Origin of the sequence: Segatella salivae F0493 (assembly GCF_000477535.1) — a bacterium.
GTDB lineage: Bacteria > Bacteroidota > Bacteroidia > Bacteroidales > Bacteroidaceae > Prevotella > Prevotella salivae.
Map to the genome: position 1 here is coordinate 35,910 of NZ_AWGW01000029.1, position 17,374 is coordinate 53,283.

General features: G+C 42.9%; 18 protein-coding genes and 1 pseudogene. 17 read left to right on the forward strand and 2 right to left on the reverse strand.

Annotation, left to right across the window (positions count from 1 at the left end):
• The first annotated feature begins 100 nt into the window (after positions 1-100).
• From HMPREF9145_RS10315 to HMPREF9145_RS10390, 17 genes and pseudogenes are all read left to right on the forward strand, one after another.
• The gene (locus tag HMPREF9145_RS10315; RefSeq protein ID WP_021826346.1) at positions 101-340 is read left to right on the forward strand and encodes a DUF4248 domain-containing protein; all 240 of its coding nucleotides are present in this window, start codon (positions 101-103) and stop codon (positions 338-340) included.
• Between the two features lie 143 nt (positions 341-483).
• The gene (locus HMPREF9145_RS10320; protein ID WP_036907420.1) at positions 484-1,794 is read left to right on the forward strand and encodes an AAA family ATPase; all 1,311 of its coding nucleotides are present in this window, start codon (positions 484-486) and stop codon (positions 1,792-1,794) included.
• Between the two features lie 6 nt (positions 1,795-1,800).
• Positions 1,801-2,598: an RloB family protein gene (locus HMPREF9145_RS13200; protein WP_021826339.1), complete on the forward strand. Its 798-nt coding sequence runs from the start codon at positions 1,801-1,803 to the stop codon at positions 2,596-2,598.
• Positions 2,599-2,837: 239 nt separating this feature from the next.
• Positions 2,838-3,278, forward strand: coding sequence for an HU family DNA-binding protein (locus HMPREF9145_RS10330; protein ID WP_021826325.1), 441 nt, complete (start codon positions 2,838-2,840; stop codon positions 3,276-3,278).
• Positions 3,279-3,409: 131 nt separating this feature from the next.
• Entirely contained in the window at positions 3,410-3,880 is a 471-nt protein-coding gene (locus HMPREF9145_RS10335) for an N-acetylmuramoyl-L-alanine amidase (RefSeq protein WP_021826347.1), read from the forward strand.
• 18 nt (positions 3,881-3,898) lie between these two features.
• Positions 3,899-4,363 carry a hypothetical protein gene (locus HMPREF9145_RS10340; protein WP_021826341.1) on the forward strand — a complete coding sequence of 155 codons (465 nt, stop codon included), beginning with the start codon at positions 3,899-3,901 and terminating at the stop codon, positions 4,361-4,363.
• Positions 4,356-4,712, forward strand: a complete 357-nt coding sequence (locus tag HMPREF9145_RS14025) for a hypothetical protein (RefSeq protein ID WP_231369793.1) — start codon at positions 4,356-4,358, stop codon at positions 4,710-4,712. Before HMPREF9145_RS10340 ends, HMPREF9145_RS14025 begins: the two co-directional genes overlap by 8 nt.
• A gap of 395 nt (positions 4,713-5,107) precedes the next feature.
• Positions 5,108-5,473, forward strand: a complete 366-nt coding sequence (locus HMPREF9145_RS12510) for a hypothetical protein (protein ID WP_021826343.1) — start codon at positions 5,108-5,110, stop codon at positions 5,471-5,473.
• Positions 5,421-5,897 (forward strand): hypothetical protein, encoded by a 477-nt coding sequence (locus HMPREF9145_RS13560; RefSeq protein WP_155945308.1) that lies wholly within the window; start codon positions 5,421-5,423, stop codon positions 5,895-5,897. The genes HMPREF9145_RS12510 and HMPREF9145_RS13560 overlap by 53 nt, the downstream gene beginning before the upstream one ends.
• Positions 5,830-6,522 (forward strand): IS21-like element helper ATPase IstB, encoded by a 693-nt coding sequence (gene istB, locus HMPREF9145_RS10355; protein ID WP_021826305.1) that lies wholly within the window; start codon positions 5,830-5,832, stop codon positions 6,520-6,522. The genes HMPREF9145_RS13560 and istB overlap by 68 nt, the downstream gene beginning before the upstream one ends.
• A 734-nt stretch (positions 6,523-7,256) precedes the next feature.
• Entirely contained in the window at positions 7,257-8,735 is a 1,479-nt protein-coding gene (locus tag HMPREF9145_RS10360) for a phage integrase SAM-like domain-containing protein (RefSeq protein ID WP_021826367.1), read from the forward strand.
• A gap of 84 nt (positions 8,736-8,819) precedes the next feature.
• Positions 8,820-10,418 (forward strand): RNA-binding domain-containing protein, encoded by a 1,599-nt coding sequence (locus HMPREF9145_RS10365; protein WP_036907426.1) that lies wholly within the window; start codon positions 8,820-8,822, stop codon positions 10,416-10,418.
• Positions 10,418-11,314: a hypothetical protein gene (locus HMPREF9145_RS10370; RefSeq protein WP_021826354.1), complete on the forward strand. Its 897-nt coding sequence runs from the start codon at positions 10,418-10,420 to the stop codon at positions 11,312-11,314. The genes HMPREF9145_RS10365 and HMPREF9145_RS10370 overlap by 1 nt, the downstream gene beginning before the upstream one ends.
• 279 nt (positions 11,315-11,593) lie before the next feature.
• Positions 11,594-11,890, forward strand: a complete 297-nt coding sequence (locus tag HMPREF9145_RS10375) for a helix-turn-helix transcriptional regulator (RefSeq protein WP_021826331.1) — start codon at positions 11,594-11,596, stop codon at positions 11,888-11,890.
• A gap of 9 nt (positions 11,891-11,899) precedes the next feature.
• A complete protein-coding gene (locus HMPREF9145_RS10380; RefSeq protein ID WP_036907429.1) occupies positions 11,900-12,874 on the forward strand; it encodes an AAA family ATPase in 975 nt (324 codons plus the stop codon).
• Positions 12,875-12,901: 27 nt separating this feature from the next.
• Positions 12,902-13,613: pseudogene (locus HMPREF9145_RS10385) on the forward strand (DUF6371 domain-containing protein).
• A 257-nt stretch (positions 13,614-13,870) separates the two neighbouring features.
• Positions 13,871-15,292 (forward strand): hypothetical protein, encoded by a 1,422-nt coding sequence (locus tag HMPREF9145_RS10390; protein WP_021826304.1) that lies wholly within the window; start codon positions 13,871-13,873, stop codon positions 15,290-15,292.
• Between the two features lie 502 nt (positions 15,293-15,794).
• On the opposite strand, the gene HMPREF9145_RS10395 is transcribed toward HMPREF9145_RS10390, so the two are convergent.
• Positions 15,795-16,262 carry a Fic family protein gene (locus HMPREF9145_RS10395; protein WP_021826396.1) on the reverse strand — a complete coding sequence of 156 codons (468 nt, stop codon included), beginning with the start codon at positions 16,260-16,262 and terminating at the stop codon, positions 15,795-15,797.
• A 5-nt stretch (positions 16,263-16,267) separates the two neighbouring features.
• Positions 16,268-17,278, reverse strand: a complete 1,011-nt coding sequence (locus HMPREF9145_RS10400; protein WP_021826337.1) for a hypothetical protein — start codon at positions 17,276-17,278, stop codon at positions 16,268-16,270.
• Between the last annotated feature and the right edge of the window lie 96 nt (positions 17,279-17,374).

The window sequence follows — 17,374 nt, forward strand, 5'->3', positions numbered from 1 at the left end:
CAACATGGCAAATGGGTAGACGTGTAAAGCGAGTGACATGACGGACAAGCATCTTGTCAACCTGTTACCCCGTTGACCCGTCAGTTAAAACAGAACGAATATGGCAGCAACAACACCCCTCAACACCCCCTTCAATCTCCGTGCTTATGGTCGCACGGAGCTGGCACAGGCCTACTGCCCGCAGCTCTCGCCAGGTGCAGCGTGGCAGAAACTCTCAATGTGGATAAACCTCTATCCCGGCCTGCCAGCGCGTCTTAAAGCAATCGGCTACTCGCCCCGCCAGCGCGTCTTCACACCGCGGCAAGTAGCCATGATTGTCGAGGCGTTGGGAGAACCGTAGCAGGTTTGAGAATTTTGTATGCAATTAATTTGCGTGAAAATTTCACGGAATATATTTTTTTTGTATATTTGCACCTACTATAAATAGATACATTTAGAAGCTATCTTTATTTATTCATTTATGATTATTTAAATTTGTACGTTATGTTACTCAGAGTAATACTAAAGAATTTCCTGTCTTTTGAAGATGAGGTTCAATTTGATATGTTCCCTAATATGAGAAAGGAGTCTCTTCCCAATCATGTTACCATGGCTGCAAAAGTTTTGCCAACACTGAGAATGGCTGCTATATACGGTGCCAATGGTGCCGGCAAATCCAATATGCTGAAAGGTGTTGACTTTGTCCGGTTATTAGTGTGCAATAAAGATTTTTTAAATCAATCTAAAGTTTCCAGATATTTTTATGCTTTAAGGGATGATCCTGCTTCACAACCAATAACTCTGACGATTGAGTTTGTTACAAAGGCAGGAAAAGCATTTATCTATTCTGTTGAAATTGGTGAAGATGGTATTAAATCTGAAATCCTGCAAGAATCTGGACTTGGTACAGAAGAGAATAAAAATGTATTTACAAGAGAAGGCTACACTTTGTCTTTTGCAGTAAAACCATCAGATGAGGTGCAACAAATGATAATAGCATGGTTAGAAAAAAATCCTTTTGCCAGTTTGCTGACCATTAATGATGATATGCCTGTTTTATCAGATGAGAACATTGATATTGTCAAACATTGGTTTCAAGAAGAATTAGTATTAATCAATTTTCATTCACTTAACCCCGCTCTAATAGAACTTCTCAGAAGGAATAAAAAAATCACTGCGTTCACTTCGGCTCTTTTCAAGGCTGTTGATTTAGGAATCAATACAGTCAAAGTCCAAACAGAGGATTTTGATGAATGGATTCGCTCTCACAATGAAGAACAATTACTCATAGAGGAATTAAACAAAATGCAATCTGGCGGAATATCTGAAATAACTAGGAATAAGATTACACGAAATTTCACTGTTGAGGATGGGGTTAGAAAGATTAGCCAGATGATGTTTGAACAGTTTGGGCAAAACGGCTTTTCAAAAGATATGGACATTGTGGCACAGTCAGATGGAACTGTTCGCCTACTCAATCTCGTTCCTGCTTTTTATGATGCGATAAGGGAAGGCAAAACCGTCTTGATTGATGAAATTGAGCATAGTATCCATCCATATCTTATAAGAGAATTAGTAAAATTCTTTTCTCAACAGAAAACAACGGGTCAGCTGATATTTACTACTCACGAGACATGTTTGTTGAATCAGGAATTTATCCGCACAGATGAGGTTTGGATGGTTGAGAAGAAGGATGGTAACACCCACATGTACTCATTAAACGATTTTAAGATTCATAATACTATCAATATTGCAAACGGGTATATGGAAGGGCGTTATGGTGCCATTCCCTTTATTGGAGAGCTAAAGATGTAGTGCTTTATGGACTTTTCAAAGTTATCATATAAAAAAGGTGACTCCGAACAGGAGCCAGAAATGTCTATTTGGCATCGAGAAAATGAAGAGCAGACTGATGCAAAGGATAGGCAGACAAACGTAGGGGATAGTGAAGCTAACAATGTCATCATAGCTTCTAATGTCTCCCCAAACTACCAAAAAGGGGATAGTTTTCGTGAACCATCACTTATTTTTATTATCTCAGGTGGAGAAAAAAGAGAAAAAGATTTCCTGAAAGAACTTATTATTGGTAAGAAATCTTCTGTCTTAAGAGTGTTATTTCTGTCAGAAGATAAACAGGGATTACTTCCTTTTCAAATGCAAGAAAAATGGCAGAAGATTCGAAAGGAGGGTAAATTTATAATTGATGACCAGACTTATTATTTAGAAAAAATAGATGAGGTTTTCTTATTGTCTGATGTCGATGAATTTTACGCTAAGTTGCAGGTAATTCTTTCTTCTAAGTCAAATGATGATACTGGAAGATGGATAATAAGTAATCCCTGCTTTGAGATATGGTTATACTATTGTTACAAGAATAATCCTGATGGGGATTTAGCTTGTGTAAAATCATGTTCTCCCGATAAACTAAGTCAAGAACTCAAACGACATTGCAACGAAGTTGTAAAAGGAGGACTAAATGGTATTAAGGCTTTCGGGTATATGAACAATGGTATAAAAAACAGCAAAGAACATTATGCCGTGGATGATAATGGCATTCCTGTTCTCTTTGCTACACAAATGCACGAAATGGCGCAGTGCATAATAGATAAACTAAAATAAAAGTAGCTATCATGTAACTTTACAGTGGCTTGCACTTCAAAGTGCAAGCCACTATTGTTTTTTTACTCTTTGCAAGACAATCGCCCGCAAAGACCACATCTAATACTTAATAACCCCTGCTAACCCCTGCTAACCGCTGAAAACCTCTACCCACTCTCACCCTCTTCCTATCTTTGCAACGTGATCACACAGAGAAAACAAAATGTTGAATTAACAAGTAAAGAAAGGAAAAAACAATTATGATTCGTTACAAGATTTACGAAAACAAGAACAAGAAGAGTGCGGGCTACAAAAAGTTTTATGCACGTGCCGTTTGTGAAGAGACGATGGGGCTGAAAACTTTGGCGGCCTACATGGCTGCTCACAATGTGCCCTTTTCTGAGGGCTGCATCTATGGTGTGCTGCGCGACATGGTGGCCTGCATCAAAGAGGTTATCACCGATGGTAAGAATGTCAAGCTCGACGACTTGGCCATCTTCTCAGTGGGGCTGCAAACAAAGCCTGCTGCATCGGCAGCCGAGTTCAATGCCACGACGCATATCCGTGCCGTGCGTCTGCGCAGCCGTGCCACGGGCATTTTGCGCACGCCCGTGCTCACCAACGATGCCCGCGTGCGCGAGTTTGGTACCTATGTGGTGAATAAGAAGAAGCCATCGGGCGGTGGTGGCGGCAGTGCATAACCCATCATGCATAACGATTGAACGGGAGGCAGAAACGTGTTTCCCTCCATGGCCGCCAGCTTCTCCATTGGGAGAAGTCACGCTGCACGGGAGAGCCGTTCTGCCTCCTTTTTCTTTAGCGACGAGCAAGGATGAAAACAGCCATGCAATATCTCGTTATCCACTGCACGGCCACCCCCGAGGGGCGTGAGGTGAGCGCGGCGGAGATACGCCGCTGGCACACTGCGCCCGTCAGTCAGGGTGGCCGTGGCTGGAAGCAGGTGGGCTATACGGACATGGTGCACTTGGACGGACGCGTGGAGCGATTGGCGGATAACAACGAGGATGCACAGGTTGACCCGTGGGAAGTGACCAATGGTGCAGCAGGCTATAACAACGTGAGCCGGCATATTGTGTATGTGGGTGGCTGTGACAAAGCAGGGAAACCGAAAGACACGCGCACCGAGGCGCAGCGCGAGGCGTTGAAACGCTATGTGGAAGACTTCCACGCGCGGTTCCCGCAGGTGAAGATTGTGGGGCATCATGAGCTGAATCCCGGCAAAGCCTGCCCGAGTTTCGATGTGGAGAAGTGGCTGCGCTCGATAGGCATCCGACAAGTTTAACGATAAAAACCAACGACAATGGCTGAGACAATATTCCAAATCCTGCAATGGGCTATCCCTTCGGGCGGTATCGGTGTTGCCATTGCCTGGATTGCGAACCGCCGTTTAAGGACGGTGGAAGAGAAGAAGAAAGTGGAAGACACCTACAAGCAGATGTACGACATGGTGAGTGCTGAGCTTGTAGGACTTCATAAACAAAACCGCATCAATTATGAGAAAATGGAAGAACTGCGTGGCGAGAACGACAAGACACGCCGCGCCCTCAACCGCCTCTCGCGGGCTATCGAGGCCATTCAGCTGTGCCCTCATCGCGTTAACTGTCCTGTCAGCAGTGAGCTGTCGCTCAGTGAAGACGGCGACAAGGGAAAGCCACACCGCGGAAAGCCACGCACAGAAGGAAACGACACGGCAGATGGCCAGCATCGCACGGTGGCAGCAGCAGGTAATGGTGCCCGAGTCGCGGGTGACGCTAAGCGTGGCTGAAGACAGCCTTGCCCTCCTGCCCGCAGGCGCAGATTATACGGTCCGCAAAGGGCGGGCGCACGTGAAAGTGAGCCGTCGGCCCTCGGCAGACAAGGAAAGCCCTGCACGGATTATCATCGAAGCGGGATGTGACAGTTTGGAGGTGCAGTGCGCACGCTATGAGCAGCGCATCGAAACGTTGCAACAGCAGATTCAGACGCAGCACAAGCGGCGTTCAAACATTGCTCAAATGCAAAAAGAAACGCATTTCAATGACCTGAGAATGCTCTTCTTCGCCTATGTGGCTGGGGTGGCGACCGGCATAGTATTAATTTTAATCATAAAGAAAAAATGGCAAAAAGTGTTTTAGACGGAACCAACGTTTTCGATAATCCAAATGAGCTATGTCAAACTTGTTTGGACATAGCCTTAGTGGAAATACTCACCTAAAGTGGTCCCTCTTGGCTCATTTAAGCTGGCCCTGTTGTAATCGTGCAAAGTGGCCTATAGAATCATTTAGAGTGGTCCTGTTTTATTTTGTTTTTGAGTTTATCTTTTTGGTGTAAAAGTAGTATCTTTATCTGTAAATTGTTTTTAACCAAATAATTCGCAGATAACTATGCCTAACCATTCCATTAAGATGATTAAACTTCGTCAAGTATTCGGCCTTACGTCTCTGGATATGGCTCACGCTCCATATCTACCACACTTGGTATTTCCCATACAACCATCAGGAAGTATCTTCGTATTTTTAATGAAAGTAATTTGTCCTTAAAAGAACTTCTTTGTAAGGATGATGCCACACTTTTTGATTTCCTTGGACTTGCTCCAACAACTCATCACAGTCCCCGATTAGATGCGCTCTCGGCTCTACTTCCCGACTATGCCAAACGTCTCCGAAAGCGTGGTGTAACAAGAAAAACACTCTACTCAGAGTATATTAAATGTTATCCACAAGAGTATTCCTATTGTAGTTTCAATCGTTTCTTGCGCGCCTATATGGCCTCCCGCAAATCACTTTTTAAAGGTTTTGATGCTTGCGGGCTTCCCGTAAACCACTTTTTAAAGGATTTGAAGCTTGCGGGCCTCCCGCAAACCATTCCGCAAAAGGTTTGGAGTTTCCGCGCATAGCGAAAGTCATTTCCCGAATGGTTTGGAATTAGTTGTTGCAAAGATATGGAAATACTCATCTAAAGTGGTAATGCCAGCCCGTGTAAGAAAGCCAAAAGACAAAGCCTTGGTGGAAGATGCTGTAAAACTGACCTATGCACGTATCTATCCCAAACTCAAGAAGGAAGATAGAGGCTCTCTTGAAATGTTAAACCAAACTATTCGTAGTGCTTTAGAGAAGCATAACAACATGATTCTTACAGGAAGATCCTACTCCAGACGGGAACAGTTTGAGGATATTGAGCAGTCACAACTAAAGTCTTTACCCACAGTTCCTTTTGAGTTACATAACAGAAAGATGCTAACGGTTCAGCGTAATGGGCATGTACGGTCTGCTGGGAATGTATGTGGCCTTCAAAGCTTCACAAGAGAATTTTACACTTGATAAAATGACCAACGATGAGTTTACCTCATGGCTTATTACCAATGAGTGGGATGACAGATGCAACCGAACTATCGAAAGGCTTGTCAAGGCTGCAGGCTTTAGATATGAAGCTTCCTTGGAGCATATAGATTACGATGTAGACAGAAGGTTGGATCGCAACTTGATGCAACGATTGGCTGATTTTGGTTTTATGAGCGAAGGTAGAAATCTTTTCATAGTGGGCAGTACAGGAACAGGAAAGAGCTACATTGCTACAGCACTTGGATATAGGGCATGCCAAAAAGGGCACAGGGTGCTATATGCAAATACAGCAAGGCTAATGGCACAATTAAAAGTAGCAAAAGCCAAGGGGAGCATCCTGAAGGAACTCAAGAAGATAGAATGTACAGAACTGCTCATTCTCGATGATTTCGGACTACAACCTTTAGATACTACGGCAAGAAATCTGCTCATGGATATTATAGAAGACAGACTAACCATCATCGCATCACAAATACCTGTAGGAGCATGGTATGAAGCCATAGCAGATCAAACCGTAGCTGATGCAATCATGGATAGAATCATACATGGAGCAATTAAAATTCAATTGAAAGGAGAATCTATGAGGAAAAGAATAAATATATGAAAGAAAAGAAAAACAAAAGAAAGTGAGAAATCACTTGCAATGTAAAGATATTATATCTATTTTTGCAAAATAAATAATAGTAATAACTGGCAAAAGAAGATACGATTGAGAATCCAGAAAAGATGAACGCTAACAACAAAAGTTATAAAATAACTACATAGGGTTAGTTTCGAAGATTACATGGGGAAAGTTTCAATGATTTTTTCCACTTTACGTGCTTACCTTTGGTAAATCGGATTTTTACATTGTAAGTACTATCTTGCCTTAACTTGTCTCTCTGAACTTCTGCTTTAATTGTTAGCATAATCTCTCATTTGGGGACAACTATAGGTCAACCAATGAATAAATTGGCCGATATTTTGCTCAAAATAGAATCAGGTGTGCAACAAAATTAAGGAGAGGAAAGAGATTTTTATCCCATATGAAACATTAGAATCATAGTAATTTATGCGTATAACTACTTGATTATAAACGAAAAGAGCCTTACGATGATGCGTAAAGCTCTTTATTCTATTTGTGGACCAGATAGGGCTTGAACCTATGACCTCCAGATTATGAGGCTATTTGATGTATATTCCATGAAATTATAAATAATATTAAACACTTGAAAAAAAATAAGTTATATTATTCATTTGTTCCAAGAAATATCTTAAATTTGCAGCAGTTTTTATTCAGAAAGTTCACCAAAAGTTCACGGAGGATTTCGATAATAGCCTATAAACAGGAGGATTATAATGGAAAATACTAAAGTAAAGTTCACGGAAACAGGAAATGTATCCCAAAAGTATAGAAAGAGAGGAGAAACCTCACTTGCAAAGTTCGTATCTTCCAACGGAAAAGTTACAGGTACACTTATGTTGGATCCCAGAAGAATGGATGGCGATTATTCCCAAATTTCCCCTGTCGCTATTCGTATAGCGCATGCCGGTAAGAAAGTTTTTCTGCGGATAGGGAAATCATATATAGGAACAGATTGGATAGAACTATGTGAATGTGAGAAATTATCACGAAACAAGAAAGCCTCAGAACGAAAGGAATTAAAAAAACAGATGGAGAAAGTGGCTACTCTTGTAAATCAACTCATCGATGAGGGAAACTTTTCTTTGAGAAAACTCCAGGAACGACATCAAGGGAGGAAAGATGACGATAGTACAATCTACTCCATTTGGGAATCTTTTATTGTATCCAAGCGCGACGATGGCAAGGCAGGAACAGCTCGGTGTAGTGAGGATATATTAAAGAGGTTTGTACGGGATATGGGAAAAGATGTATCTTTAAGTGATATAAGTCACAACTTTATTCTGGATTGGGTAAAGGTAATGAAGAAAAATGAGCTTAGTACAACATCCATTGGAATATCATTGCGTACATTCCGCACCATTGTAAATATCTGCATTGACCGTGGCTTGATTAAAGGAAGCACCAAAGAAATGTTCAAAGAGACGGGCTACAATAAGGTGTGTAGTCGTAAGCATGAGTTCCTTGATGTTCCTACCATGAAGATGCTTTATGACTTTTGGGAAAGAGACGAAGCCAAAGACGAAAAAGGCAAGGAGTTATTCTTTCCAAAAGAGAAACACGCCGTCTTTCGTGATTTAGGGCTGTTCCTATTTATGTATCTGGGTGACGGACAAAATTTGGCTGACACCTTGCGACTGACTTATGATGGTTGGTATTTTGCTACACATGGAAAGCAACTCCGATTCTTGCGTCATAAAACGAGAGACAGAAACGAGAGTGCTAGCGAGGTCATCTTTCCCATTACTCCAGAACTACAAAAGATTATAGACAAGTATGGCAATGAGCCTAAACTTGACAAGCGTGTGTTCCCGATTATGAGTGAGTGGATAACTCCAGAACAAGAAGTATGGGTAATCCAACGATATAATCGCTATATTCGTGAGCATATGGCGAAGGTGGTAGAGTTGCTTGGCATAGAACAAAGACCTTCATCTACCTGGGCTCGATATAGTTTTGCCACTAATCTGAATAACTCGGGAACAGTGCCATATAAATATATTAGCGACAGCATGGGGCACAGTGGCAATGGAGATATAACTTCCAATTATATAGGGGCCTATCCCTTGGAGAGAATGCTGCAATATAATTGGTATTTACTGAATGACAAACCGCAAGATGGCAAAGAGGCTCTTATCGCTCTACTCAAGAAGATGACCGATGAAGAGCGCAAGCAATTATTAGCTTCGTTGTAAATAAGTTTATTCTAAACAGAAACAAATAAGATTTGTTTAATTTATAAATAATCTATATATTTGTAGTCATTAACAAGAATGAAGATGGAAGAGAACCTTTATAACATGCAAGAAATCAGCTCATACAGGGAGGGAAACCGACTGGAAGCAAAGAAGGCAAAAGGAGGCATACCTAACTCTATGTGGGAGACATATTCTTCTTTTGCAAATACAGATGGTGGTATCATACTGCTTGGTGTTGATGAAAAGAAAGATGGTTCTTTTGAAGTGTTGGGGGTACAGAATGCAGACCAGATGCTGAAGGATTTTTGGAATATGGTAAACAATCGCCAGAAAGTCAATGTCAATCTTTTAGTTGAAAAGGATGTTACAGTAGAGGATTACGAAGGTAAGAAAGTAATCTTTATTCGTGTGCCTCGTGCCGACAGATATCTTCGTCCTGTCTATGTCGGTCAAGACCCAATGTCTGGTTCATACCGACGCAATGGTGAAGGCGATTACCATTGTTCGCACGAGGAAGTGTCAGCTATGTATCGGGATGCTTATCAACTGACCCAAGACCGCAAATTACTCAAACATCGCGATATGAAAGTGTTCTGCATGGACACAGTGCATAGTTATCGCAATATTTTCAACATTTCTCATATCAATCACGTTTGGTCAAAACTGGGTGACGAAGAGTTCCTTGGGAAAATTGGAGCTATTGGTTACGATGCGGAGGAAAGTAAATTTTATCCCACTACGGCAGGCTTATTGATGTTTGGATATGAATATGAGATTCTTTCGGAATACCCTCAATACTTCCTTGACTATCAAGACCATCGAGATCCGAGTATCCGTTGGGTAGATAGGCTGGTTTCCTCATCGGGTGACTGGAGTGGCAATGTATTTGATTTTTTCTTTGCCGTTGCTAATAAGTTAAGCCATGATCTCCCTCGTCCATTCAAATTGGAGGGAATGATGCGAGTGGACGACACTCCGCTTCATAAGGCCGTACGCGAAGCATTATTGAATACATTGGTTAATGCCGATTATTATGGCAGACGTGGGGTGGTCATCAAGAAATATCCTGATGGTTTCACCTTTGAGAACCCGGGTGATTTCCGAATAGGTATGAAAGAGGCCATGAGTGGTGGCGTTTCAGACCCTCGCAATGCAATTCTCTTTAAGATGTTCGCCCTCATCGACCTTGGAGAACGTGCCGGTAGTGGCATCCTAACCATCATCGATGGCTGGAAATCGGCATACGGTGAACAGCCGACGTGGGAAGACACGCACAACCCTGACCGAACTATTTTGAGACTACATTGCACAAATCTTTCGGAAGTGTTGTTTGAAAAGGCTTCCGATGATGGGGTGGAAAAAGAGTTAGGTGGCGGTAAAGACCATAACAATACGGCGATAAACTCGAAAACTGGCGATAAACCGGCGATAAATATAAGATCCGGCGATAAAACACCTAATAAACCGGCGATAAAATCAGAAACTGGCGATAACACCGGCGATAAAATGCAAGTGATATTGGATTATATTGCGAATAATGGAGAAGTTAAGACATCAGATATAATGCAAGCATTTGGATTGAAGTCATCGCAATCTCGTTATTATCTCAGTACCTTGGTTGAGCAAGGGCGAATTGAGGCATGTGGAAGTAATAAGAACCGAACCTATAAAGCAATATAATGACACCATACGATTTCTTTCAGGAGAAAATCCTTCCATGGTTTAAGGGTGATTACCAAGAATTCAGTTCCAAAACTGTTGATGGATATTTCCTCTATATTGCCATATGGGATAAGGAACCGAGACAAGCCATGATTACCACCAATGCGCTGGCTCTGTTACAGCGCATCTTTGATAGGCATTCAGAATCCACAGGAAACAAAGAAGCTGGCCTACTAAGCTCACAAGTAAGTCGCTGGTACGTGAATGGTTTCACATCTGCCTACAATTACTGTCGTAGATATGACCTTGACCATCCCTTTAAGCATACGGACTTTGCTCAGTGGAGTGTAAAATTGAATTCGTCAGACGATTTGGAGCGTGGTGAATGGAACTTAGATATGTTCCGCAGATATACAATTAACCTTGGACGACGTGAGGGTACATTGTTTTATGTTGCTGAGAAGGAAAGCTGTAATGGACAAATGGTAATGGGGCATAAAGACCAGCCCAAAGATAAAGCTAACAAACTATCACCAATTGTACCTGAAGCAGAAGATGATTATCATTTCCCTGATGGCTTGTTGGAAGAACTTTATAAGAGATTCAACGGAGAATTATTCAAAGACTTAGTCTCACCAGATGAATTCAAAAGTATCATTACCCGCAAATCGCATACAAGCCACCTTGCCGCATGTTCGCAGAAGAAAATGCTCATGTATAAAATTCTACATGATCTATCTCTCTTGTTGCCTGAGGATATTCGTACCACTTGGTTCGAAGATATAGCCAAAGAATGTGGCTATAAAGTTGAAAATATTAACAAGAAGTACAAAGGGAGCGATAGCGTGACGGAAGTGTACCACAAAAAGATGGAACAGATTGACCATATTTTCAGCAAATATAGTCGTACATAACGATTTTCAATATCTATCCTATACAACAAATGGCGTATCTCCACTTCGGAAATACGCCATTTGTGCGTTTCATACGATACCATGTGATTCCCAAACACGCCCACCTATCCCCACCTTTGAAAAATCAACAAAATTCTACTAAAATATTTTTAAAACTAAATCATTGATTATCAATGTATTACTATCAAACTTTATCATTAGTCATAAAATTCTTTAGGTGCCACTTGCAGCCACTTTTCCACCTGTGATATTTGCAGCATAACTTTTTAACTCCATGTTATGCAAGGTAATTTCATTATGCTGCAAAAAGAAGATCTCAAGGAGGTCATTGCAGAAGTATTAGAGACAGTGGTGGGCAAGAATCTGCTGAAAGAACCAGTTTTGACAGTACCCACCGAGTATTACACCTGTGACGAGCTTTGTGCACGCCTACACATTACCTATACTACGCTCTGGCGCATGGAGAAGCGTGGGGACATTCAGGCGCATAAGATTGGTAGGCGCAACCTATATTCCAAGCAGGAGGTGGACGCATTGATTTCCAATGGGCTTCCTGCAAATACAAACAATCAATAGGGCAATGCTATGGATGAACAGATCAAAACTATTCCCAAACCGCTTGAAATGGATTACATCCTGTCCTCCTTTCATGAGTTGCAGGAACAGAGAGCCATTGATGCCGGTGGCTTTCATGTGTCTTCCATGAATGACTGCATAAGGAGGGGCAAGTCGTTTCCTCCTGTCGTCGTCCTATATCCCAATATTGTCCTCGAAGGTGACCTTTGCATCATCTTCGGACAATCGGGTATCGGCAAGACCATTTTTGCCATGCAGGTAGCACGGGATATTGCCGCCAAAGGAAAGCGTGTCCTGTACGCCGACTTCGAAATGACGCTGCGTCAGCTGTCTCTCCGTTATGAATCCCCAGATTTCCCTCCCACGTTCTTTCGTGCGGAGATGGACGGGGACCATCCCGCCGGTGACGTACTGAAGGGAATAGAAACGGCAGCCGTGGCGAATCTGGCGGAGGTGGTGTTCATTGACAATATTACCGCCCTAAGTCAGTCGCTTGACAAAGGTGCCGATGCAGGCTCTCTCATGGCATCGCTCAATGCCCTCAAGAAGAAATACAATTGGACACTGATAGTCCTCAATCATGTTCCCAAGATGTTTTCGGGTGCCGTGCCGCTTTCCCTATCGGCTATTCAAGGCTCTGCCAAGCTCAACCAGCTTATTGATGATGCCGTAGGATTAAGTCAATCACATAAGGACGGCTCATTGGTTTATGTGAAGCAATGCAAGTGGCGCAACGGCGAAGTTTTGCTCGATGCCGACAATGTGGCTCTGTATGAGCGGGCCAAGAACAAGGACGGCAATCTTTGCTTTACCTTTCGTGGCTATGACACGGAGACCGCCCATCTGGAAACAACATCTGCCAGCAGACGGGAGGAGCTGAAAGCGAAGGTCAGGGAATTGTCCTCACAGGGCATGAAGCAGCAGGACATAGCCAGGGAATGCGGTATCACCCAGAGCAAGGTGTCAAGGCTCTTGAACCGTTGATTATTCACTTTATGCAGTTTATGCAATATGCATAAGTGCATAAAACGCATAGCAAAAATGGGAAATCAGGACTTGAAGAGAATATCGGCGACTAAGGCTGCGCCCAATGATCGGATGTTGATAGAGATACCCAAGCAGGATATAGGATGCCATTATTCTTCTCTTACGGATTATCTGGATAAGGCAACTTGGTTATGATTCCAAGATATTGTCGGCTATTGATAGTTTAATTATGAGATTTCATCTGGAAGCCGTTACCAAACTTGTGAACGGACATTATGGCACGGTGCTGCCTCGGATTAACCGGAATAACAAGGTTGTAGGAGGAAGAGTGCAGTACTTTGATACGGAGAGTGGGGCAGTTCTACAAAGAGAACCCTTAGTAGAGCATCTTTATAGCTGGTATTGCTTCGATTATTATACGGATGATGAGGTCTTCTTTGGCGAGCATCTGCTTTCAAATAAGCCTGTCGCCATTGTGCAGGAGGAAAAGACAGCCTTGCTGGGTACGCTGGCGGAACCGGCCGTTGACTGGTTGGCGGTTGGAGAAGGCTACAATCTCACCAATAACATGATGAGTAAACTGGCTGGCAAGCGGGTGGTCCTTTTCCCTGATGATATAAGCTGTGATTATTGGGAAGAGCAGTTCGGGGCAAGGTTCAAGGTGGACCGTGGCTTTGTCCATCGGGACATTAACCGATACCTGATTGACAGAATCAGAGGTTGTGGCAGTCCTTGAACTCGGGGGGGGGAGAACAGGGCTCTGCCCTTGTTATAGCCCACTATAACTACCCGCTGCGCTTTCGTAGTTGTGGGCCCAAGGCCAGCCTTGGAGAACCGGCGGGGATGACTCTCCCCCTGCACCCTCCACTCGGTGGCATCTGCCCCCAAGACCCCTGACCAGAGCGTGACCCTCTCTCTGGACTCTCCGCTTAGGGAGCCTCCCTAAGAACCTTATGAAAAGAAAAACCAACAATCATTTAATTCCCTTTTGTTATGACACAAATGACATCAGTACACATCAAGCCCTGCAATATCGGGCAAAGTGAGGCACACAACCAACGGACAAAGGCATATCTCGACCACATCAATGCAGAGAAACTTTATATCAGGAAAGACCTGATACCTGAGAACCAATCGTGGACATCGGAACTGCAAGGCGATATGACCTTGCGGCAGTATTACGATGCCATTGGCAGAATGGTGAAGGAAAAGACGGGTAGGGGCATGCAGACCAAGGAATGGGAGCGAATCAACAAGAAGACGGGCAAGGTAACCAAGATAGCCGGCTGTACTCCCTTGCGTGAGGGCGTCGTGGTGTGCAAGGCAGACACCACCATGGAGCAGTTGCAACATTTCGCCGACCTTTGCCGACAGCGTTTCGGTATCACTGCCATACAGATACATCTCCATCGTGACGAGGGGCATTGTCTTGATCCGAATAACAATTCTACATGGAAGCCTAACTATCACGCCCATGTCATCTGGGACTGGATGAACCATGAGACGGGTAAGTCCTACAAGCTGGACAATGAGGACATCAGCCTCGTGCAGGACATGGCGGCCGAGGCATTGGGAATGGAGCGCGGCGTTTCCAAGTTGGAGACGGGCAAGCGGCATCTTGAACGGAATGACTATATCGTGGCAAAACAGAAGCGCGAGTTGGAGGAAAGCAAGAAACAAGCGGAGAAACTGGCAAAGGAGAACGAGCAGAAAGCTCTCGCCTGTGAAAAGTTGGATAAGGAAATCCACGACAAGCAGGCGAAAGCCAATCGGGAGAACGGTAGCGCCATCCTGTCGGGCTTGGCCAACCTTGCAGGAAAGGGCAAGTATGCACAATTGGAGGCGGAGAACATCGCCATGAAGCAACAGGTGGCATTATTACCCGAGAAGATAGCGCAGGGAGTGGCAGAGCGGACGGCTGAACTTGAAAAGGCCTATGAAAGGGAAAGGCGGATTGCGGAGTTGCGTTTGGATGAATACAACAAACTCACCCAAAGTTACAACAGGCTATTGAAGAAGTCGCAAAACGATAAGAAATCGTATGAGACGGCTCTCTCGCAGAAGAATTACATCATAGCCAGCCTTATATCCGCTTTTCAGAAGGCAATAGACTTGTTGGATGTTGTATGTCGCAAGGCTTTGAAAGCCGTCATCGACTTTGCCAAGAAGCCGATTGCCAGACGATTCACATATGAGCAAGCCTGTGCCGTTAATGATTTTCTTGATATGGGTTCTGACAGGCAGGGGACGGCCGATACGCTGATAACGCTTTCCCGGCCATTTCTCACTGAAAACGAATACACCAAGGGAAGGCTGGAGGTACAGAATGTGACAAGCAACTTTTCAGAGTACGAAAGTATTGAAAAAGAAAAGCAAAGATGGTATATCCGCCCATCAAGAGGAATGAAAATATAAAAAAGGGAGGGCAACGCACAAATTGTCCTCCCAATGTTATGGTCTATCACCATTTATTGTATTATTGAGTAGATAATGTGTCCAGAAAAGAACCAACGGTTCCTAATGTATTTGCGAGGCCATTATATTTTGACAGTGTATATGAAGATATGCGTAAATAATTAAAAGAATACTTCTGGAGGGCACTTCATGATGACACTCCCTTCTGCTATTTCTTATTACTCTACGCTTTGCCCTCGGGAGCAAACTCGCGCGGTTTTTCCAATCGACCACTATGCTATTATAGAATAACTCCGTGACGTTTACATTCTTGACGAACTAGAAAGAAATTCTTTCGAGTTCCGTCTTCACTCAGTTCCTAACCTTGGTATATGTTGCAGACATGAAGGCTAATTTCCTGAAGTGTGGTCGCATAGCTCTATCCAATCATCAAACCCTTTCTCTTGGGTAATACATTGGGTATCATTTGGACCCACTCTTTGCCGGCCTCATAAATAACGTTTTACTCATCGTCTTTCTCGGAGAACAGAGGACTTTTTTCCATTGCATGGATAACTTCCAGCTTGGTACCTTCGTCAAGTTCTTCTCGATTGATGACCGAATAAATGATTTTTGCGAGAAGTTCCTTATCTATATTCCCAGTTGCTACATGCCAGATGTATGCTTCCATATATGGCAAGAAATGGAACCCAGCCCATCCTCTTTTGTTCTTGATAAGGAAATGAGCACCTATCACCAGTGATATACGCTTATTACCATCCGCAAAATAATGACCTGTGCAGAAAGCAAACACCATGTACGTCAATTTATCTTCTAAGGTCGGGTAGTATAAATCGTTTTGAACGAAATCAAGAACTTTCTCAATCTCTGCTTGTTCTCGTATGCCAGACATTCCACCACCACTTTGCTCAATGGTTTCCCGGTAATATCCAAGAACATCTTCAAAACGAAGATAAATGAAATTCTCCATTGCCTTTATTTTTTTAGACGTTCAAGAACATTTTTGTTTTCATCGTTATCCAGAAGTTTTTCTAGATCTACGGAATCTGCGCCGATGAAACGCTCGAATTCTTCAGGAGAAACTGCTCGCAAATATCCAGCAATACCATCATGATAGACATCACGAAGCCCAAGGTCCAAAGAAGCCATCTTCTGACGAGCGTCATATAGGAAGGGTGACATGGCAGGGCTTTCTGCCTGTTCATTGATTAGTGTCTGAACCTCTTGTATGCTTATTTTTCTATGCAGCCTAACAGACAGATCACGAATGGCACTTCCTACTCCATTCTCAAAAGAACTGATAACACGAAGAACCTCTGCGTACATTGTTGCTTTGGCATTATCCTTTGGGTCTAGTTTTAGTAGCTCTTTATATTGTTTAGCATTTTCATGGAAAACTGCCTTATAAATCATATCCGTAATGGAAGCATATTTATAAGTCGGATGCCCATCTACATAATCATTAATCGGTACAGTTAAATTCTTTCTGTAATTTTCTTCCTGAATTGCTGCAGGAAGGAAATCCCTATCGCGCCAGTTGATATATTTTGTTCCGCCACCAGCTTTCTCATTGATAGTAGAAATGACAATGTCCAAAATAAGGCTACGAACACGTTTGGCTTTTTCACTTTCAGCGAGCATCATACCGATGTTCAAAAATGCACGAAAGTCGAAAAGACCTAACTGAGTGATTTTGCTCACGAAATTATTTTCGTGACCAAATTGTAACTTAAAGTCTCTCAGTCGCTTACCTTTACATAAAAAGTAACCATTGTGCTTCAATTCATCCTCATGTGAAGATAGATAATTGTCAATGGTTCGAGAATCCACCTCATAGAAATCTGCCACCATTTGTTTGGTAAGATAATACTTTCCTTCAAAATGATATGCTTCAATATCCAAAGCATTTTGGATACGAGGTATTGCCAAATTATTATTCAGAACATTCTGGCGTTCTATAGCTGATGTTGTTAAATCTTTTGCCATATATTTAATGATTCTTGTTTTGTTAACTTCATACGGATGTCAACCGGTGTCTGTTTCTTCATCAGAAAGTTGGCATAAATAAAGTGTACCTAGTTG